Annotated in this window: 18 protein-coding genes and 3 tRNA genes; 14 read left to right on the top strand and 7 right to left on the bottom strand. The window is 59.1% G+C overall.

The window, feature by feature from the left end; genetic code table 11:
- Positions 1-28: 28 nt before the first annotated feature.
- The 3 genes from AC6I8P_RS03215 to AC6I8P_RS03225 all read left to right on the top strand — a co-directional run bounded on the left by AC6I8P_RS03215 (position 29) and on the right by AC6I8P_RS03225 (position 3,497).
- Positions 29-1,051, top strand: a complete 1,023-nt coding sequence (locus tag AC6I8P_RS03215; RefSeq protein ID WP_058771438.1) for a LacI family DNA-binding transcriptional regulator — start codon at positions 29-31, stop codon at positions 1,049-1,051.
- Positions 1,052-1,063: 12 nt separating this feature from the next.
- Positions 1,064-2,047 (top strand): nucleoside hydrolase, encoded by a 984-nt coding sequence (locus AC6I8P_RS03220; protein ID WP_166711096.1) that lies wholly within the window; start codon positions 1,064-1,066, stop codon positions 2,045-2,047.
- 229 nt (positions 2,048-2,276) lie between these two features.
- On the top strand, positions 2,277-3,497 hold the full coding sequence (locus AC6I8P_RS03225; RefSeq protein WP_021506769.1) for an MFS transporter: 1,221 nt from the start codon (positions 2,277-2,279) through the stop codon (positions 3,495-3,497).
- On the opposite strand, the gene AC6I8P_RS03230 is transcribed toward AC6I8P_RS03225, so the two are convergent.
- From AC6I8P_RS03230 to AC6I8P_RS03240, 3 genes are all read right to left on the bottom strand, one after another.
- A complete protein-coding gene (locus AC6I8P_RS03230; RefSeq protein WP_058757173.1) occupies positions 3,494-3,958 on the bottom strand; it encodes a YbaK/EbsC family protein in 465 nt (154 codons plus the stop codon). The genes AC6I8P_RS03225 and AC6I8P_RS03230 overlap by 4 nt on opposite strands.
- 95 nt (positions 3,959-4,053) lie before the next feature.
- Positions 4,054-4,848, bottom strand: a complete 795-nt coding sequence (gene fhuF / locus AC6I8P_RS03235; RefSeq protein WP_481657352.1) for a siderophore-iron reductase FhuF — start codon at positions 4,846-4,848, stop codon at positions 4,054-4,056.
- Positions 4,849-4,995: 147 nt separating this feature from the next.
- Entirely contained in the window at positions 4,996-6,090 is a 1,095-nt protein-coding gene (locus tag AC6I8P_RS03240) for a GGDEF domain-containing protein (RefSeq protein ID WP_021506772.1), read from the bottom strand.
- Between the two features lie 229 nt (positions 6,091-6,319).
- On the opposite strand from AC6I8P_RS03240, the gene AC6I8P_RS03245 reads away from it, so the two are divergent.
- On the top strand, positions 6,320-6,604 hold the full coding sequence (locus tag AC6I8P_RS03245) for a DUF1435 domain-containing protein (protein WP_058757170.1): 285 nt from the start codon (positions 6,320-6,322) through the stop codon (positions 6,602-6,604).
- An 89-nt stretch (positions 6,605-6,693) separates the two neighbouring features.
- On the opposite strand, the gene AC6I8P_RS03250 is transcribed toward AC6I8P_RS03245, so the two are convergent.
- The 4 genes from AC6I8P_RS03250 to rsmC all read right to left on the bottom strand — a co-directional run bounded on the left by AC6I8P_RS03250 (position 6,694) and on the right by rsmC (position 8,189).
- A tRNA-Leu gene (locus tag AC6I8P_RS03250) sits at positions 6,694-6,780 on the bottom strand.
- A gap of 28 nt (positions 6,781-6,808) precedes the next feature.
- Positions 6,809-6,895, bottom strand: a tRNA-Leu gene (locus AC6I8P_RS03255).
- A gap of 31 nt (positions 6,896-6,926) precedes the next feature.
- Positions 6,927-7,013: transfer RNA gene (locus AC6I8P_RS03260), tRNA-Leu, on the bottom strand.
- A 144-nt stretch (positions 7,014-7,157) separates the two neighbouring features.
- Positions 7,158-8,189, bottom strand: coding sequence for a 16S rRNA (guanine(1207)-N(2))-methyltransferase RsmC (rsmC, locus tag AC6I8P_RS03265; RefSeq protein WP_058776440.1), 1,032 nt, complete (start codon positions 8,187-8,189; stop codon positions 7,158-7,160).
- Positions 8,190-8,295: 106 nt separating this feature from the next.
- On the opposite strand from rsmC, the gene AC6I8P_RS03270 reads away from it, so the two are divergent.
- The 10 genes from AC6I8P_RS03270 to tssA all read left to right on the top strand — a co-directional run bounded on the left by AC6I8P_RS03270 (position 8,296) and on the right by tssA (position 19,800).
- Positions 8,296-8,706, top strand: a complete 411-nt coding sequence (locus AC6I8P_RS03270; protein WP_031279565.1) for a DNA polymerase III subunit psi — start codon at positions 8,296-8,298, stop codon at positions 8,704-8,706.
- Positions 8,678-9,118, top strand: coding sequence for a ribosomal protein S18-alanine N-acetyltransferase (gene rimI, locus AC6I8P_RS03275; RefSeq protein ID WP_058776442.1), 441 nt, complete (start codon positions 8,678-8,680; stop codon positions 9,116-9,118). Before AC6I8P_RS03270 ends, rimI begins: the two co-directional genes overlap by 29 nt.
- Before the next feature lie 20 nt (positions 9,119-9,138).
- A complete protein-coding gene (gene yjjG, locus AC6I8P_RS03280; protein WP_021506777.1) occupies positions 9,139-9,819 on the top strand; it encodes a pyrimidine 5'-nucleotidase in 681 nt (226 codons plus the stop codon).
- An 865-nt stretch (positions 9,820-10,684) separates the two neighbouring features.
- Positions 10,685-11,281: an SH3 domain-containing protein gene (locus AC6I8P_RS03285; RefSeq protein WP_031279568.1), complete on the top strand. Its 597-nt coding sequence runs from the start codon at positions 10,685-10,687 to the stop codon at positions 11,279-11,281.
- A gap of 25 nt (positions 11,282-11,306) precedes the next feature.
- Positions 11,307-11,801, top strand: a complete 495-nt coding sequence (gene tssJ, locus AC6I8P_RS03290) for a type VI secretion system lipoprotein TssJ (protein WP_481657354.1) — start codon at positions 11,307-11,309, stop codon at positions 11,799-11,801.
- Between the two features lie 8 nt (positions 11,802-11,809).
- Complete coding sequence (gene tssK / locus AC6I8P_RS03295; RefSeq protein ID WP_481657355.1) at positions 11,810-13,150, top strand: type VI secretion system baseplate subunit TssK; 1,341 nt, start codon at positions 11,810-11,812, stop codon at positions 13,148-13,150.
- 19 nt (positions 13,151-13,169) lie between these two features.
- A complete protein-coding gene (locus AC6I8P_RS03300) occupies positions 13,170-14,411 on the top strand; it encodes a DotU family type VI secretion system protein (protein WP_021506782.1) in 1,242 nt (413 codons plus the stop codon).
- A gap of 3 nt (positions 14,412-14,414) precedes the next feature.
- On the top strand, positions 14,415-18,044 hold the full coding sequence (tssM, locus tag AC6I8P_RS03305) for a type VI secretion system membrane subunit TssM (RefSeq protein ID WP_498030968.1): 3,630 nt from the start codon (positions 14,415-14,417) through the stop codon (positions 18,042-18,044).
- Between the two features lie 14 nt (positions 18,045-18,058).
- Positions 18,059-18,772, top strand: a complete 714-nt coding sequence (tagF, locus tag AC6I8P_RS03310) for a type VI secretion system-associated protein TagF (RefSeq protein WP_021506784.1) — start codon at positions 18,059-18,061, stop codon at positions 18,770-18,772.
- A gap of 11 nt (positions 18,773-18,783) precedes the next feature.
- Positions 18,784-19,800 (top strand): type VI secretion system protein TssA, encoded by a 1,017-nt coding sequence (tssA, locus tag AC6I8P_RS03315; RefSeq protein ID WP_021506785.1) that lies wholly within the window; start codon positions 18,784-18,786, stop codon positions 19,798-19,800.
- Positions 19,801-19,853: the final 53 nt, after the last annotated feature.

Raw genomic sequence — 19,853 nt, forward strand, 5'->3', positions numbered from 1 at the left:
GGCCAGCGGCATTAACGCAGAGGCAATATTGGCGAAATCCCCAACCGGAAATGTGACACGCAGTGACGTCGCCAAAGCCGCCGGAACCTCGGTGGCGGTGGTCAGCTATGTGATAAACAACGGACCGCGTCCGGTGGCCGAAGCCACGCGTCAGCGCGTGCTGGCCGCCATCCAGCAAACCGGCTATCGCCCGAATGCGGTGGCGCGCGCGCTGGCCTCCGGCAGTACCAAAACCTTTGGCCTGATCGTGCCAAATATCGCAAACCCGTTTGTCGCCTCAATGGCGCACGTGCTGCTGCAGGAGTCGCTGAACCACGGCCACGTAATGCTGCTGGGCGATGCCGGCGACGACCGCCAGCGCGAGCTGGAGCTGATTCAGGGTCTGCTGAATCGTCAGGTTGATGGCCTGTTTTACACCAGCGTCGATCGCCATCCCTATATTGATGTCATCCAGGCGAGCGGAACGCCGCTGGTGATGCTGGACCGCATCGAACCGCGTCCCGGCGTCAGCATGCTGTGCGTTAACGAACGTGAAGCGGCGCGCCAGGTCACGGCGCATCTGCTCAGCCACGGCTATCAGCAGGTCGGCATGATCAGCGGTCCGCGTGAGATGCTTAACGCGCAGGATCGTATTCAGGGCTGGCGCGACGCCATGGCGCAGCACGGGCTGACGGTAGATGAAGCGCTGATTTTTCCGGCCGGCTATTCGCGCCAGGGCGGTTACGACGCCGGGCAGCGCATGATTGCCAGCGGCCGGGTGCCGCGCGCGCTGTTTACCAGTAACGAAGGGCAGGCGATTGGCTGTATCCGCGCGCTGTCCGAACATGGTCTGCGCGTGCCGCACGATGTTGCGCTGGTGTGTTTCAACGGTACCGAGCAGTCGGCCTTTCATGTGCCCACGCTCACCACCGTGCGCCAGCCGCTGCGCGAAATGGCACGCAGCGCCATCGCCATGCTGAAAAACGGTCATGGCGAGGCGCAGCTGGCCGAATTTCCTCACCATCTGGAGATCGGTGAGTCCTGTGGCTGCCAGCTATCTCAACAAAAATAAATATATAACATTATGAAAAGACTAATTATTGATTGTGATCCGGGGAATGGTATTGCTGGCGCTAACACCGATGACGGGCTGGCGCTGGCCTTAGCGCTGGCGTCACGCGCGCTGGCCGTTGAGCTGATCACCACCGTGAGTGGCAACACGCCGAGCGCGGTGGGAGCGCGGGTGGCTAAAGATCTGCTGCAGCGGCTCGGACTGAACATTCCGGTAGTGCAGGGCGCGCTGCAGGCGCTGCGCGAAGATCCGGCGCCGTGGCGCGCGCGGCTGGATAACGTCGCCGACCCGGCGCTGGGCGAACTGTGGCGCGGCGTGCGTCAGCCGCAGACGGTGGCAGCGGACGGCAACGATGCGGCGGGCGTGATGGGCCAGCTGATTTGTGACAATCCCGGCGAGTTTACGCTGGTGGCAATAGGCCCGCTGACCAACGTGGCGCAGGCGCTGCAGCGCTATCCGCAGATGGCGGATTGCGTAGCGGAGATCGTCATCATGGGCGGCGTATTCGCGCTGGATGACTACATCAAAGACACCAATTTTGGCCTCGATCCGGAAGCGGCGCATCAGGTGCTGCACAGCGGCGCCACCATCACGCTGGTGCCGATGGATGCCACCACGCAGACGCTGCTGACCCATCAGGATCTGACGCGCCTGACCGCCTGCGATCATCCACTGCCGCAGTTTGTACGCGAAACGCTGCGACCGTGGATTGATTACTCCATCCGCACCCGCCATCTGCCGGGTTGCTGGATCCACGATGCGCTGGTCATTGCCTGGCTGCTCAACCAGCGCGTGGCGGACGGTGTGGATTATCACGTCGATATTGAGTTGCGTCCCGGTGCCACGCGCGGCAAGACCTGGCGCTACCGCACGCCGCTGCGGCTGGACGTCGGCGTGCCGGCGGACGCGGGCGCACTGGTGCATGTGATGCAGAACGTAAACAATCCGCTGCTGCTGGAAGTGATTGAGCAGACGTTCAACGGATTGAAACGCTGAGATTTTGCTGCGGCGCGCGGTCTCCCGGCCGGAGTACCGTGCGCCGCTTTCCTGCCGACACGCTTCCTTACATCGCGAATCACTCGCTGACAATTCCCCGCCGCGCGGCGCCTTTCTGACATGCTATATACAAATGGTTAACACAATAATAACCAGTGCAACCATTCGCTGGATAACGTTCCAATAAAAATCTGGCCGCGAGCCGGAAGCAATCAGACAGGATACCCTTATGTTTAACTGGACTGCGACCCAGCGCAACGTGGCTTTCGCCAGTTTCGCCAGCTGGACGCTGGATGCGTTCGACTTCTTTATTCTGGTGTTTGTGCTCAGCGATCTTGCGCGCTACTTCAACACCAGCGTCTCCGATGTTTCCATTGCCATTATGCTGACGCTGGCCGTACGACCGGTGGGCGCATTGATCTTTGGCCGGCTGGCGGAAAAATATGGCCGCCGGCCGATCCTGATGCTCAACATCGTGCTGTTTTCGCTGTTTGAGTTGCTGTCGGCATGGTCGCCCAACTTTGCTGCCTTCCTGACCTTCCGCGTGATTTACGGCGTGGCGATGGGTGGCATCTGGGGCGTGGCCTCTTCGCTGGCGATGGAAACCATTCCCGACCGTTCGCGCGGCCTGATGTCCGGCATCTTCCAGGCCGGTTATCCGTGCGGCTATCTGCTGGCGTCGATAGTGTTTGGCCTGTTCTTCGAACAGGTGGGCTGGCGCGGCATGTTCCTGATTGGCGCGCTGCCGATTCTGCTGCTGCCGTTTATCTATTTTAAAGTGCCGGAATCGCCGGTATGGCTGGCGGCGCGCGAGCGTAAAGAGAATCACGCGCTGCTGCCCATCATCCGCCAGCACTGGAAAATCTGTATTTACATGGTGCTGCTGATGGCCTGTTTTAACTTCTTCAGCCACGGCACGCAGGATCTCTACCCGACGTTCCTGAAAGTGCAGCACCAGTTTGACGCCCACACGGTGAGTATTATCGCCATCGGCTATAACATCGCGGCGATGCTCGGCGGCATTACGTTCGGCTCGCTGTCCGAGCGTATCGGGCGTAAAAAAGCCATCATGCTGGCGTCGTTTCTGGCGCTGCCGGTGCTGCCGCTGTGGGCGTTCTCCAGCGGTTCCTGGGCGATTGGTATCGGCGCGTTCCTGATGCAGTTTATGGTGCAGGGCGCATGGGGCGTGGTGCCGACCTACCTAACCGAGCTGGTGCCGGCCAATGCGCGTGCGGTACTGCCGGGCTTCGTTTACCAGCTGGGGAATTTAATTGCTTCGGTCAACGCCACGCTGCAGTCCCGCATCGCCGAAGCCCACGGCGGTAACTACGGACTGGGCATGGCGATTGTCGCCGGCACGGTGGCGGTGCTGATTTGCGTGTTCGTGGCGTTTGGCCGCGAGACGCGCGGCATCGAAATATCCGGGGCGGTGGCGAAAGAGACGCGTTAACGCGCCTCGCAGACGTCAATCCATTTCGCCGCCGTGAGCTCAGCCATGCGCTGCGGCGAAATGCGCACCGCGCTGTGAATCGAACCGGCCGCAGGTAACACTTCATCGAAACTGCGCAGCGACACATCGCAATAGACGGTCAGTGGATTTTCCAGCCCGAACGGGCACACGCCGCCGACCGGATGGCCGGTCCAGTTCACCACTTCATCCACGCTCAGCATGCGCGCTTTTGCCCCGAGCGCCGCCTTCAGCTTGCGATTGTCCAGCCGGGCGTCGCCGCGTGTGACAATCAGCACCACGCTTTCTTTCACTTTCAGCGACAGGGTTTTGGCGATTTGCCCCGGCGTCACGCCATGTACGCGTGCGGCCAGTTCTACGGTGGCAGTGCTTTCCGGCATCTCGATGATGTCGATATCCGGTGCGTGTTCGGCAAAGAAGTGCCGTACCGACTCCAGGCTCATTTTTTTCTCCGGTAAAAACAGAGCGTAAAAGCTGCCATAAGGCGGGAAAGCTGTAAACGGGAGAAACGGAGAATCTGTAACAGAATACGCCGCGCTTACACGGCATTTAACGTGCAGTTACCGCAGCGTTCGACGTCCGGAATGCGATAGCGCTGGCAGCAGCTGCGCCGCTCCATCGCGCCGTTACGCGGGATCATGGTGCGATACAGCGGATTATCACTGCCGTCGGACAGGGATTTGCTGAAAAACAGCGCCTGTTCCAGTTGATGCCGGGTAGCCGCAGGCAGCTGCTGCTGCAGTTCGCCAAGGAACCAGTAAAACGAGAAGCCTAAGTTGTTCCAGATCAGCCGAGCGTTGATGTCACCGTGCTGCGCCATGCCGTTGACGGCGGGGATCAGGCTGTGCTGAATCAGGCGTTCGATACGCTGCTGCGGATTGAGATAGCGCGCATCCTCATCCTCCTGCACATCAATCCAGAAGGCGCAGGGATGGCCGTTTTCGTGGAACTCAACGTGGATGCGCTGCGGCGAGCAGTCGAGCGCGCGCGGCTCCTGCAGCAGCGCCAGTATTAATGGCGGCAGCAGCAGGCCAAAATACCACTGGGCCCACAGCGACTGCAGCGGTTTGGCTTCCTGCGGAACATCGGGATGGTGGCGATAGAGATAGTCGCTGTAGCGCTGCGTCAGGCGGCGATAGTGAAACGGCGTGGACCATTCGGCCAGCGTCAGCGTGCCTGCGGGGGCCGGCTGGCCCAGCTTCACGTTTTCCCGCATGTAGCTACGCTGGTCGCACATCAGATCTTCCAGCGCGCTGGCTAAGCTGCGATCGCTCTGCATAAAGATCAACGGATGCGCGCTAAAGCGATGATCCTGACGCGTGATGATGGCCATGCGGCTCCTGAGTGAAAACGGGAAGCGAAAAACAAATGATAATCGTTCCCGATTCACTGAGCAAGATGCCAGCAACGCTCACTGCCAGGCCGCCGCGCATTTTGCGTGAAATCCTGCGGAGAGGGCGCGGCGTTGTCGCCGCACCGCTTACACCAGATCGCTGCTTACCGGCGCCAGCTTCGGTAAATCCTCCCACGCCAGAATGGTGTTACGTCCCTGATTCTTCGCCACGTACAGCGCGCGGTCGGCGTTGGCCACCGCCTGGTCGAAGTCTTCTGCGAAAATCGGCGCGATACCGGCGCTGATGGTCACGTGGGTCGAGACTTTATCATTGAAGCGGTGGGGAATTTCCAGATCAACCACGTACTGGCGGATGCGTTCGGCCAGCTTCATGGCAATCGAGGCGTTAACGTTGGTCATCAGCACCAGAAACTCTTCGCCGCCGTAGCGCGTCACCACATCGCGCGAGCGCACCGCATCGCGAATCGCAACCGACACCCGCGCCAGCGCCTGATCGCCCATGGCATGACCGTAGTTATCGTTGTAGGCCTTGAAGTGATCGATATCCAGCAGCAGCACAAAGTGGCTGCCGGCATGATTTTCCATGATGGTATCCAGCCGGTTCTTCAGCCCGCGCCGGTTATACAGGCCAGTGAGCGGATCGAGCATGCTCAAATCGCTAAAACTTTGCTTCTCCTCATACAGCTGGCGCACCAGCCGCAGGGTGAAGGTGTCGAAGCGGCGGCGCATCAAGTGGTGCAGCGAGAAGCCGATCAGCGGCAGCGTAATGGTGAACAGAATGGTCATTAAATGCTGACCATCATCCAGTAACAGTACGGTTAATACCGGTGGCGTAATATGTAAACAGAACGCAAGCAAATAATCACTCAGGGCAATCGCGCTGATAAAAAATACGCTCAGCAGACTGATTATTAAAAAGCTACCGTCAAAATAAAACACCAGATGGTAACGATGATTGATATGCCAGGCCCATAGCGCGCCTAATAGCAATGCGACAGGATTTAATAACGGGAATTTTAGATTCGGCGCGATTAAACATAGCGCCAGCAGCGTGGTGCTAAAGCCCGCCACCAGCGTCACCGGCAGCGAATTGATGGGATTATCCGTGCCGAAAAACGGCAGCAGACAAAAAAGCGAAACGGCGACATTCAAAAACAAAAATAGCATCAGCGACAGCCGATACTTGCTGTGTTTCAACTCATCATAAGATTGTAATTTCATTATTATTACTCGTGACAGCCCTGAAATATCAAAGCGCTACCCGCAGGAAATAATCCCACAACGCGGATAGTGAGCACGTTTTTGCTGTGTTATCAAAATAGTTATCGGCGGCAATCTATCATTTTCCAGTAATTCTGTCATCCGGCGCGGGCAGGGCAAAAAATTCGCTGCAAGATGAGAAATATTGTCATATGATAATGGGAATATTTATCATTTGAAGGGTTGCGCGATGATCATGGCGATGATGGCCGCCTGCGGCTTGTGGGGCGTAAGCTGGGTGATGGGTAAACGTCTGGATAGCGGCTGGGGCGTATTGCTGCCCTGTGCGGCCATGCCGGTGTTTGCGCTGTGGGAGCCGAGTTTCAGCCAGTGGCGCTTAGTGATGATTGTCGCGCTGCTGCTTACCGTGGTGATGCTGTTCCACCATCGTCTGCGTCATTATCTGCTGCTGCCTTCCTGCCTGGCGCTGGCTGGCGGTCTGGCGGCTATCTCGGTGAATTTTCACGTCATTTAACGGCGAGCAGAAACGACAATATCACGCAAAGGCGTGATAGCAGCGGTAACAATCAATGGGGATGTACTGCAGAAGAAGTGTGACAACGTTGGTGCGAAGAGAGGGACTTGAACCCTCACGTCCGTAAGAACACTAACACCTGAAGCTAGCGCGTCTACCAATTCCGCCACCTTCGCATCGTAGTTGTCTGTTTATATCACCGCATGGTGCGAAGAGAGGGACTTGAACCCTCACGTCCGTAAGAACACTAACACCTGAAGCTAGCGCGTCTACCAATTCCGCCACCTTCGCGCAGTGCACGCGATATAAACTCTGTGATTATTGGTGCGAAGAGAGGGACTTGAACCCTCACGTCCGTAAGGACACTAACACCTGAAGCTAGCGCGTCTACCAATTCCGCCACCTTCGCCTGCCTGCAATACATTACAGTATCGCTAACCACGGAGGCGCATTTTAGAGATTTTACTCATTGCGTCAACACATATTTTGCGACGGTGAAACGACTGCTGCAAAAAGCAACGTTTTCCCCGTCGCATCGCGGATTTTACTACGCTTAGCGCGCTTTCGCGCCGCGGCCATATACGGCGCGATACACTTTGAAGCGGCCGGTCTGCGCCAGCACTTCATGGTTACCGAAGGTTTCATCCAGAACCTGCGGATAAGGCAGGAAGGCGTTGGCCACGATGCGCAGCTCGCCGCCGCTGTTAAGATGTTTCACCGCACCGCGAATCAGCGTGTGGGCGGCATCAAGGCTGGTTTGCAGACCGTCATGGAACGGCGGGTTAGAGATGATCAGATCAAAACGGCCGCTGACGTCCGAGAACACGTTACTGGCAAACACTTCGCCTTCCAGACCGTTAGCGGCCAGCGTGGCTTTACTCGCCTCGATGGCGGCGGCGTGCACATCGCACAGCCACAGCCGGACTTTCGGCGAATGCTGCGCCAGCGCGGCGGCTAATACGCCACTGCCACAGCCGATATCCAGCACTTTGCCTTTGGTGTGCGGCGTCAGCGTGGAAAGCAGCAGATCGCTGCCGATATCTAGCCCGTCGCGGCTGAACACGCCCGGCAGGGTATGAATGGTGAGATCGTCCAGCTGATAGCGATTGCCGAACGCGCTGGCGTCAAAGCTGGCCTGCTGCGTCAACTGACCGTGATACAGCCCGCAGCGGCGCGCGCTGTCGATCTTCTCCAGCGTGGCCCAGCTCTCCAGCATGCCTTCGGCGCTGCGCACGCCGCTGCGGTTTTCACCGACGACAAAAATATCGCAGCCCAGCGGCAGCAGCGACAGCAGGTTTTGCAGCTGGAATTGCGCTTCCGGTTTGTTCTTCGGCCAGAAATAGACCAGCGTGTCGCAACCGGCTACGTCGGCCGCACCGGCCACCAGCCCGTACACTGCCCGTTCACCGAGGCGACGGCTGAGGTTCTGCCAGTGATGGTACTGCTGAGTGTGCACGCGGCTCGACGCGGTCTCCAGCTGGGCGGGCAGGTCATCCTGCAGGTCGCCGGCGAACAGTACGTGGCGGGCGGTAAATTCATCACTGTGGCGCAGAATCACTTCGCTGGCCGGGGTAAAAGCAGACATGGAACGCTCCTGTTAAATCAGAGCGGCGATTATAGTGCTTTGTTGGCGCATGTTCGATGGGTTTGCTAGCATAGCGTCGCATTCTGGCAGGATTACAGGTAACAGCATGAGCACAAGGCGCGACTGGCTTCTACAGCAAATGGGGATTACGCAGTATCAGCTGCGACGTCCGCGCGTGCTGCAAGGTGAAATTGCCGTCACGCTAACGCCGGACACGCGGCTGGTGCTGGTCGCTGAGCAGGCGCCGGATCTGCAGGAGCCGCTGGTGCGTGACGTACTGCGGACGCTGAGCATTCAGCCGGGGCAGGTAATGACGCTGACGCCAGAACAGCTGCCAATGCTGCCGGAGCAGGTCGACTGTGCCGGCTGGCTGCTGGGTGTGACCAGCGATCATCCTTTTAACGGCATCACGTTCACCAGCGCCGTTTTCAATGAATTAATCAGCAGCGGCGCGGCCAAACGCGCGCTGTGGCAACAGATGTGTAACCATGACAGCCATCTCTTTCATCACCCCTGATTTACAGCCGCGGCTGCTGGAGATCGAGCGCCGCGCGCATGCGTTTCCGTGGAGCGAGCAGACCTTTGCCAGCAATCAGGGCGAACGTTACGTCAATCTTTGCCTGCACGCGGACGGCCAGCTGGCCGGCTTCGCCATCACCCAGGTGGTGCTGGATGAAGCGTCGCTGTTCAACATCGCGGTTGATCCCGCGTTCCAGCGCCGCGGCTATGCGCGTCAGCTGCTACAGCAGCTGATTGCCGAACTGGAGCAGCGTGCGGTAATGACGCTGTGGCTGGAGGTGCGCGCCTCCAATCAGCCCGCCATTGCGCTGTATCAGCAGCTGGATTTTCATCAGGTCAGCGTGCGGCCAAACTACTATCCCACCGCCAGCGGGCGCGAGGATGCCATCATCATGGCGCTCACGCTCTGACGTTATTCAAAAGGGGCACTATGTTAAACGACTGGGACTGCATCCTGTTCGATGCGGATGACACACTTTTCCACTTTGACGCCTTCGCCGGCCTGCAGCGCATGTTTGCCAGCTACGACGTGCACTTCAGCGATCAGGATTACGCTGATTATCAGGCCGTCAACAAACCGCTGTGGGTCGATTACCAGAACGGCACCATTTCAGCGTTACAGCTCCAGACGCGCCGCTTCACGCTGTGGGGCGAAAAACTGCGCGTGGCACCGGAAGTGCTTAACAGCGACTTTCTTAATGCGATGGCCGAGATCTGCCTGCCGCTGGATGGCGCAGCCCGCCTGCTGGATACGCTCAAGGGCAAGGTAAAAATCGCCATCATCACCAACGGTTTTACGGCGCTGCAGCAGGCGCGCCTTGAACGCACCGGTTTCCGTGACTACTTTGACGCGCTGGTGATCTCCGAACAGGTGGGCGTACCCAAGCCGGACGCGGCGATTTTTGACCATACGCTGCAGCTGCTGGGCAATCCCGATCGCCGCCGGGTATTAATGGTCGGCGACACGCCGGAATCGGATATTCTCGGTGGTATGAATGCCGGCGTGAAAACCTGCTGGATCGATCACGGCACGCGTCCGCTGCCGGCGCACATCACGCCCACCTGGCAGGTGAAAACCTTGCCTGAGCTGCAATCTATTCTGACTGCTTAACAATCCCGATACCTGCTATTTTAGCGAATTAAACCAGCCTGGTCCGCCTGGCTGGTTTTTTTAACTGCCAGTTTGTCTTTATCACCCCTTTTTCACCGCCTGCCTGGGTTTTATCGCGCGCAGACAAAATGCGTGCCGCTCAGCGCCATTTTTTTTATGACAATTTTTAATGATCGCGCGAGCAAAATTTCATCTTTCATTTACAATCTTTCACAGTTTTAATGGATTGCTAAGAATAGTCTTAGGTTTACGGGCAAAAGTGACGCAAATTTGCATTAAAAATATTTGTTAACCTTTACTGAACTAATTTCCTCTGCTAGCGGCGCGTTGAAATTTTGTCAGGCTTCTGTAAACTTCCGTCAGACATTAACAAATGGATTGTGATTGCATGCTCACGGGCAGGTTTTACCTGGCTCGTGCGGTAGCTATGATGTTTCCAGTCTTTTATATGTTGTTGATATATCTCAATAAATAGCAATACTGTCAGCGAATGCCGTAAGTTGTTGCTGTTATCCTCTTAATCGTTACCGATTAACCAGATTCATTGAACGTGATAGTTTTTAACCCAGGGATGGCATAAGAGAAACCGAGGTTTGGCTGTGGCCGACCCCTTCGCTTAGCAAAAATTGATCATGTTGCTGATCGTTTGTGAAACGATCAGAATTCTTCCGACATCATCCCTGTCACTAATGTTGCATTTTTAATACTTAATTCAGACTGATCAATTTTTGCCTCGCTGGCGCGATGCGTTAGCCACACTCATTAAAGGGTAAACTTTTTAACTGGTACTGAATCGACGCCGGCTTCAGCCGTGCGCACGGTTCATTTTGCTCTTAACCGGCCTCTGGCCACTTTTTAGGCGTTAATGGAACTAAACATGAAGAAAATGGTGAATCTCCGTATGGCGTTGGGCCTGATGTTTGTTTTCGCAGTGGCTGGCTGTAAAGCACCGCCAAAGATGACAGACGACACGATTGTCAGCAGCACCGTTGACGGCGTCACGCTGTCGCACCGTTATGCCGTCCAGCCGCCGGCACAGTTCAGCCCGGTGAACGAGGCTTATCGCGCGCTCTATCCGGCTTCGATCATGACCCGCCCCAGCTTCGGCGGCAAAGTGGTGGATACGCTGAAAAGCGGTGAAACCTACACCGTGATTGGCCAGGTTGAAAACAACTGGCTGGCACTTGGCGAGTCGGCGCAGGCCGCAGACGAAGCGCAGCCTGAGACTGCACCGGCCGATGACAAAAAAGCGCAGCAGCCGGCGGCTCAGCCTGCGGTACAGCTGATCGGTTATGTCCCGTTCCGCGCGGTGGTGAAAAGCGCGCTGTATGAGCAGACCATCAAAGCGGACCAGCCGAAGCGTCGCGCCCGCGCCAGCAGCAAGAAAAAGACCTGCGTCGCGGTGGATGGCGACAGCAAAGCGTGCCAGAACAGCAACAGCGGCACCTGGATCATCAACTAACACGGTAAGCAGGGAGGGCTGAATAATGACGATGATTTCTCTCCGCCGCGCCGGCTTACTGCTGCTGGCTTGCCTGCTGGCTGCCTGCAGCAGCAACAGTCCGGCGCCGGTTGCACGCTACAATCTCGACTTTCAGGCGCATCCGCAGATCAACGCGGGCGCGCCGCTCAAAGTCCGGGTGATGTTGCTGACCTCCGATGCGGAATTCATGTCCGCTGATTTCTACTCCCTGCAGAACCAGCCCGCCACCGCGTTGGGCAGCACGCTGCTCAACAATCAGCAGTTCTTCCTGATGTCAGGTCAGCTGAGTAAAACCCTCAGCGCGAAAAGCCTGCCGGAAGCGCGCTTCATCGGCATCATGGCCGAGTATCAGGCGCTGGACGGTAAAGTCTGGCGTCTTGCGCTGCCCTTTCCGGATGGCGACGACAGCGCATTCTGGCAGTTCTGGAAAAATAACGATGGTGAGTTGAATGCCCGCGTCGTGGCGGATATCAACGGCCTGCGCGTGGTTAAGCAGTAAGGATGCCTATGAACCGAGCCGAAAAGGTTGTCTGGACCGAGGGGATGTTCCTGCGCCCTCACCATTTCCAGCAGTCGGAAAATTTTCTACACAGCACCCTGCGCGAGTGGGGGCAGTCGCAGCGCTCCTACACCTGGGGTTTTTTTGACCTCGAATTTGATGAAGCGCTGCTGCGCCAGGGAAAACTGGCGCTGAGTGCCGCCAGCGGATGTCTGCCTGACGGCACCTTCTTCTCTTTCAGCCAGCCACAGCACGGTCCGGCCCCGCTGGATCTGCCAGCGAATGTCGATCGCAGCAAAGTGGTGCTGGCGATCCCGGCCCGGCGCAACGGGCGCGAAGCGGTGGCGTTTCAGGAGACGCAGGATTCACTGGCGCGCTATCTGGCGTGGGAAGCCGAAGTCGAAGATGACAACGCTCAGGCGGTCGGCGCTGCCACCGTTCAGTTCGGCAAACTGCGCCTGCGCCTGATGCTGGAACAGGATCTCACCGCGGAGTGGACGGCGATGGGCGTGGCGCAGGTGATTGAAAAACGCAGCGATAACCACGTGCGCCTCGACACCGACTACATTCCGCCGATGCTGACGCTCAACGCGAGCCGGCCGCTGCAAAGCATGCTCAATGACCTGCACGGCCTGATTCAGCAGCGCAGCCAGCAGCTGAGTCAGCGCACGCCGGGTACCGGCCGTTTTAACAGTGCCGACATGGTCGATTTTATGCTGCTGACCTTACTCAACCGTCAGCTTGGCCTGCACGCGCACTTACAGCATCTGCCGCTGCTGCACCCGGAAACGCTCTACAGTCACTGGCTGCAGCTGGCTGCTGAATTGAGCAGCTGGATGCCGGCGCGCACCCCGGACGCGCTGCCGCTGTATGACCATGACGATCTGTACAGCTGCTTTACCCGCTTAACGCTGCTGCTGCGCCAGGGACTGTCGCAGGTGATGGAAGAGAGCGCCATCCAGCTGCCGCTGACGCAGCGCTCGCACGGCCTCAACGTGGCCACGGTGCCGGAAAGCAGCATGGTGCGCGAGTTCGGCTTTGTGCTGGCGGTCAAAGCCAGCGTGCCGGCCGAGGCGCTGAAAACCCACTTCCCGGCGCAGATGAAAGTCGCGCCCGTTACCAAAATCCGCGATCTGGTACAGCTGCAGCTGCCGGGACTGGCGCTGAAAGCCATGCCGGGCGCGCCGCCGCAAATCCCGTGGCATGCCGGCTACAGCTATTTCGAGCTCGATAAGAACAGCGAGCTGTGGCAGGAGATGGAGCGCTCAGGTGCCTTTGCGCTGCATCTGGCCGGTGAGTTTCCGGGCCTGAACATGGAGTTCTGGGCCATTCGTAGTCAGTCAGAATAATCAAAACTGAGCACGCCGCATGATGCAGGAACAACAGAAACCGAACAGTGACGTCACACAGCAGGATGTCAGCCATCAGAATGTGCTGGTCGCCGCGGCGAATCCGCTGATTAACGCGATCCCGCAGATTCGCCACTCCGTCTCGCACGACGATCCGGCGCGACTGCGCCAGCAGCTGATCGATCAGATCCGTCGCTTTGAGCTCAGCTGCCAGCAGTCGGGGCTGAGTTATGAAGTGATCGTCGGCGCGCGCTACTGCCTGTGCACCGCGCTGGATGAAGCGGCGGCGCTGACGCCGTGGGGCAGCCGCGGCGTGTGGACCAGCAACGGCCTGCTGGTGACGTTTCACAATGAAACCTGGGGCGGTGAGAAGTTCTTTCAGCTGCTGGCCAAGCTGTCGCAAAACCCGCGTCAGCACATCCTGCTGCTGGAGCTGATCTATTTCTGTCTGCTGCTCGGCTTTGAAGGGCGCTACCGCGTGCTGGATAACGGGCGTTCGCAGCTGGAAACCATCAAACAGCGTCTGCTGCAGATGATCAAAAGCGTGCGCGGCAGTTACCCGGCGGCGCTGTCACCGCATCCCACCGATCAGCCGGTGCTGCGCAAGCTGTGGCGGCCGATGATTCCACTGTGGGCCTGTGCGGCGGTGGCCGGCTTTGCTGCCTGCCTGTTCTACATCGTCCTGAACTGGCGTCTCGGCGACTACACCTCGCCGGTGCTGGCCAGCATCTATCAGACCGCGCTGCCGGAAGTCAAAATCAGCAATCCGGCACCGCCGCCGCCCGCCACGCTGAATCTGAAAGCGTTCCTCAAGCCGGAAATTGATGCCGGCCTGGTGGCGGTGCGCGATGAAGCCGACCAGAGCGTGGTCACGCTCAAGGGCGATGGCCTGTTCGCCTCGGCATCCACCGAAGTGCGTGGCCGCTACGATGCGGTGATTCAGCGCATTGCCGCCGCGATGAATAACGTCAGCGGGAAGATTCTGGTGATTGGCTACAGCGACAACGTGCCGATTCGCAGTGCCCGCTTCGCCTCCAACTATGAACTCTCGCTGGCGCGCGCGCAGTCGGTGCAAACCCTGCTGCAGCAGCAGCTGGCACAACCGTCGCGGGTTAAAGCCGAAGGGCGTGGCGAAAGCCATCCGCTGGTGCCGAACACCAGCGCGGAGAATCGCGCCCGCAACCGTCGCGTAGAAATTACTCTGCTGGTCGCGCCGGATGCGACGCAAGCGGAACTCAACGGCCTGGCGAGAGGGAACTAATCCATGCTGAATATGCTTTTTGCGGTGCTGACCAGCCGCCTCGCCTGGGGTTTTGTCGGTATTACCGCGCTCTCCTTTATCATCTGGGTGATTGGCCCGGTGTTTTCCATTGTTGACTCGCGGCCGCTGGAGCCAGAGCAGAACCGCATCATCAGTATTGCGCTGCTCTATCTGGTGTGGGGGCTGAGCCAGGCGATTCCGCGCCTGTATAACTTCTGGCTCAACCGCAAACTGATGTCGAGCCTCGAAACCAGCAAAAGCGATGCGCCGGAGCAGGACCGCAAACGCCTGACCAATGAAGAACAGGTGCTGGCGAGCCGTTTCTCCGAAGCCACCGACATGCTGAAAAAAGCGCACTTTCAGCGCGCCAGCAGCAAGGGCGCGCCTTTCTGGGCGCAGCGCTTCAGCCATCAATACCTCTACCAGCTGCCGTGGTACATGATCATTGGCGCACCGGGTGCTGGTAAAACCACCGCGCTGGTCAACTCCGGGCTGCAGTTCCCGCTGGCGGACAAGTTCGGCAAAGCGGCGCTGCGCGGCATCGGCGGCACGCGCAACTGTGACTGGTGGTTCACCAACGAAGCGGTGTTGCTGGATACCGCTGGCCGCTATACCACTCAGGAGAGCCAGCAGGAGCGCGACGCCAGCGAGTGGCATCACTTTCTCGACCTGCTGCGCAAATATCGCGGCCGTCAGCCCGTCAATGGCGTGATTGTCACGCTCAGCGTGTCCGATTTACTGACGCAATCGCCGGAAGCGCAGCGCAATCAGGCGATCGCACTGCGTCAGCGGCTGATGGAGCTGCACGATCGCCTCGGCATTCGCTTCCCGGTTTATGTGCTGGTCACCAAAACCGACCTGCTCAAAGGTTTCCGCAGCTACTTCGCTTCGCTGGATAAAACCCAGCGCGAGCAAATCTGGGGCTTTACCTTCCCGTGGGCGCAGGCATCGACCGCAGAGTTTGAGCTCAACAGCCAGTTTCAGCAGGAGTATTCACTGCTGCAGCAGCGTCTGGATGCCGGTCTGGCCGATACGCTGCTGGCGGAAAGCGATGCGCAGGCACGGGCGGAGAGCTATCTGTTCCCGCAGGAGTTCGCCGCGCTGCGCCCGCTGCTGGCGGAGGCGCTGGATACGCTGTTTGCCCGCTCTGATTTCGAAACCCAGTTCGCGCCGCGCGGTATCTATTTCGCCAGCGGGACGCAGGAAGGGCTGCCGTTTGACCGCGTGATGGGCGAACTGAGCCGCGCCCTGCATCTGCCGGGACAGCGCAGCGGCGAATCCGGCAGCTGGGACCAGGTCGACAAAGAGTCACCGATCCCGCCGAACAAAGGCCAGAGCTTCTTCCTGAAAGGCGTGCTGGAAAATGTCATCTTCCAGGAGTCGGGCCTGGCGGGCAGTAACCGCTGGTGGGAGCTGCGCAATCGCGCCGGATTGTGGTCCGGCTATCTGGCGCTGCTGGTGCTGGTACTGATTGCCGGAGCGCTGTGGCTCACCAGCTACAGCAAAAACAAAGCCTATTTACAGGAGATGGCGGGTAAAACGCCGCAGGTGGAACAGCTGGGACAACAGCTGGAACGCCAGGGCAATGGCGATCTGTTTGCGCTGGTGCCGTATCTCAACACGCTGCTGCAGCTGCCGAAAAGCGCCGACTTCTCGCTGGAAGATCCCCCGCTGACGCGCCGCATGGGGCTGTATCGCGGTACCGAAGTCAGCGACGCCACGCGCACCCTGTATGACAAAGCGCTAAAACAGCTGCTGCTGCCGCAGGTGGCGCAAAACATCACCCGCTGGCTGCGTAACGACAACGGTAGCGATGCGGATTACAGCTACGAAGCGCTGAAAGCTTACCAGATGCTGTATCAGCCAAAACATTATGACGGCAAGTTCCTGCATGCCTGGCTGATGCTGAATATTAGCCGCGAACTGCCGCAAAACGTGACGCAGCAGGAAGTGAAACAGCTGGCGTGGCATCTGCAGCAGCTGCTGGAGACACAGATTCAGTCCTCGCCATACGCGAAGGATGATGCGCTGGTAAAGCGCGAGCAGGCGCTGATTAACCAAATGCCGCTGTCGCAGCGCGTCTACGGACGTCTGAAGCGCCTGCTGCAGCGTGACGGCAGCCTGCAACCGGTCACCCTCGCGGCGCTGGGCGGGCCGCAGAGTGAGCTGGTGTTTTCACGCAAAAGCGGCAAATCAGTCAATGACGGCGTGGCCGGCCTGTTCACGCCAGACGGTTACTGGCAGCACGTTGATAAACAAATCGCGCCGGTCACGCAGGCGCTGTTCCAGGATGATGTCTGGGTGCTGGGCGGCGTTGCGTCGCCGGAGAACAGTCAGCAGACCGATCTCGCGGTGCGCCAGCTCTACGTGCAGGATTACATCCGCCAGTGGGAGCAGTTCCTCAGCGATATCCAGCTCAACAGCAGCGCGGATTTGTCGCAGCGCATCAACACCGCACGTCTGCTGTCGGGCAACCACTCGCCGCTGCGCCAGCTGGTGGTTAACCTCAGTAAGCTGCTGACGCTGAACCGCGCACAGCCGGATGAGCAAAGTGCCCAGGCACAGCCGGCGACGGGCAACAGCGCCACGCGCACTTTAGAAGCGCTGTTCAGTTCCTCCAAAGCCAGCGCGGCGCCGGGCCAGGGCGCCGCCCAGCAGGCACCGGAGCAGGCGGTGGCGGTGCACTTCGCGCCTGTGCTGGAGCTGGCACAGCCACTGCAGCAGGGCAGTAAAGTGCTGGCGGTGGATGATTTTCTGCATCAGATCGACGATCTCTACCGCTATCTGACGGCGGTGCAGGACGCCGCCAACAGTGGCATGCCGCCGCCTTCCGGCGATGCCATCAGTCGTCTGCAGGCCAGCGCCGGCCGCTTACCGGGCTCGCTGCAGAATATGGTTTCCAGCATGGCCGTGGGCGCCAGCAGCGATGCACAGCGCCGCGATATGGATAACGTGCGCAAGCGCATCACCATGGAAGTGGGCAGCTTCTGCCGCCAGGCGATTGCTGGCCGTTATCCGCTGGTGCGCAATGCGCGCAGCGAAGTGACGCCGGACGATCTGGCGCGCATGTTCGCGCCGGGCAGCGGGCTGATGGACAGCTTCTTCCGCGACAATCTGGCCAGCAAAGTGGATACCACCAACGCGGCGTGGCGTTTCACGCCAGGCATCGACGGCAAAACGCTGCCGGGCGGTGAGGCGCTGCTGCGTCCGTTCCAGCAGGCGCAGTCGATTCGTGATGCCTTCTTTGCTAACGGGGCGACCACGCCGTCGTTCCGCGTCACGCTGCGTACGGTGAAAATGGATAACGACATTCTCAACCTGACGCTCGACGTCGATGGCCAGATTCTGCGTTACAGCCACGGCCCGCAGGCGGTGCAGATGGTGAGCTGGCCCGGACCGGGCGGCACCAGCCAGGTGCGGATGCAGCTTGGTCTGACCAACGGCACCACCTCAACGCTGGTGACCAGCGGTCCGTGGGCACTGAACCGCTTCTTCGATCGCGCTCGTTTAACCGCGGTCGGTGGCCTGACCCGCGAGGCCAGTTTTAACATCGATGGCCATCAGGTCACGTTGTCGTTCACCCCTGGCAGTATTCGTAACCCGTTCCAGCTTCCCGGCTTTAGCTGCCCCTGAAACAGGACCTGATAATGACTCATTACGCAGCACCCGGCTGGTACGGCAAATTGCCCAGCTCGGGTGACTTTGTGAAGCGACGCTTCCCCGATGTGCTGTACCGGCAGTGGTCGAACTGGTTTCAGGTCGGACTGCATCACTGGCAAACCAGTGAAGAGAGTAAAAACGCCCCGTCGCGCGCCTTTCTCAAAGCGCCGGTGTGGAATTTTGTCGTGCCGCCGATGCTCGGCAGTCAGCTGATCCAGATGGGCTGCCTGATTGCCGCCCGCGACAGCGTCGGTCGCAACTATCCGCTGTGCGCGCTGCGCCATTTTACGCCCGCCGAGTGGTCACCGGCGCTGCTGGCCCGCTCGGGCGAGTGGTATCAGCAGGTCGGCAATATGCTGCTGCGCGTGGTGCAAAACGGCGGTACGCCAGAGCAGCTCGACCAGGCGCTGCTGAGTATTCCGCAGCCCCAGCAGCCGCAAACTGACGGCGAACAATCGGACATTTTACAGGTGATTGGTGACGGCGAGCCGTCGACGCTCAACTGGAAACTGCCGGGTGACAGCTTCGACCCGCAGTTTTACACCAGCTTCTGGTGGACAAACCAGAGCGACGGTTTCCCGCTTTACACCCAGGTGCACAGCGGCAACTTCACCGCACAGCTGTTCTCACTGCTGTTCGACCCGGCCGGCGGGGCAAAACCCGGACGAAACGGACTTTATCCTCCGATGTTTGAATCCTGAGGCCAACCGCTATGACGATAAATATTGACGCGCTGCTGGCGCCGGTCAGCAGTGATAACCCCTGCGGCGACAACCTGGAGTATCACGCGGATTACCAGGCGATGGAGCAGGCCAGTACCGGTAAAGCTGAACAGCAGTTTGGCGAGACCATTATCCCGGCTGAATCAGCGGACTGGAATAAAGTCGAAAAGCTGGCGATTGACTTGCTCAGCCGCAGCAAAGACCTGCGAGTGATGTTAGCGCTTACTCACGCCTGGACCGAGCTGAAAGGGCTGCCGGGCTATGCGCAGGGGCTGAAGCTGATTGAGCAGGCGCTGCTGCTGTACTGGGAGCCGCTGTGGCCGCGACTGGAAGAGTACGGCGAACAGGATCCGTTTTACCGCATCAACGCGGTGGCGTTGCTGGGCGATAAATCAGCGCTGAGCAGCGCGGTACGCCAGAGCTGGCTGCTGCGCTACGCCTCGGATGGCATCACGCTGCGCGATGCCGCCGCGCTGTGCGACGGCAGCAAGACCGAAGTCGCGGACTATCCTGGCGGTCTGCCGCGCCTGACCGATGAGCTGGCGCGCGGCGAGCAGCCCGGTATTGAAGCGGTGCTACAGATAAGTGAGCGTTTGCAAACCATTACCGAAACTCTGACCGAACAGCTGGGTGAAGCGGCGGTGCCGGAGCTGTCGCAGCTGCGCAGGCAGATCGCTATGATCGCCGAACGCTGTCAGGCCACTGACCTCAGCACGCTGCAGCCGGCCGTGGTAACAGAGCCGCCGCCGGAACCGAGCGTCGCCGCGCCCGCAGCAGCGGTTCGCACGGCTGACTGGCGCAGCGTGCAGCTCAGTTCGCGCGCCGATGCGCAGCTGATGCTGGAGAAGGTGAAGCACTACTTTGCTCAGCACGAACCCAGCCATCCGGCACCGCTGATGATCGACCGCGTACAGCGGCTGATTGAGCTCGATTTTATGGACATCATCCGCGATCTGGCGCCAGACGGCGTGCATCAGCTGGAAAATATCTTTGGACGCCGCGACTAAGCGAGCGTAACAACTCAACGCAGCGAGACCTGCGCGCCTCCTGCGAAACTTTA

The organism is gamma proteobacterium symbiont of Lampromicra miyakona, assembly GCF_059730895.1.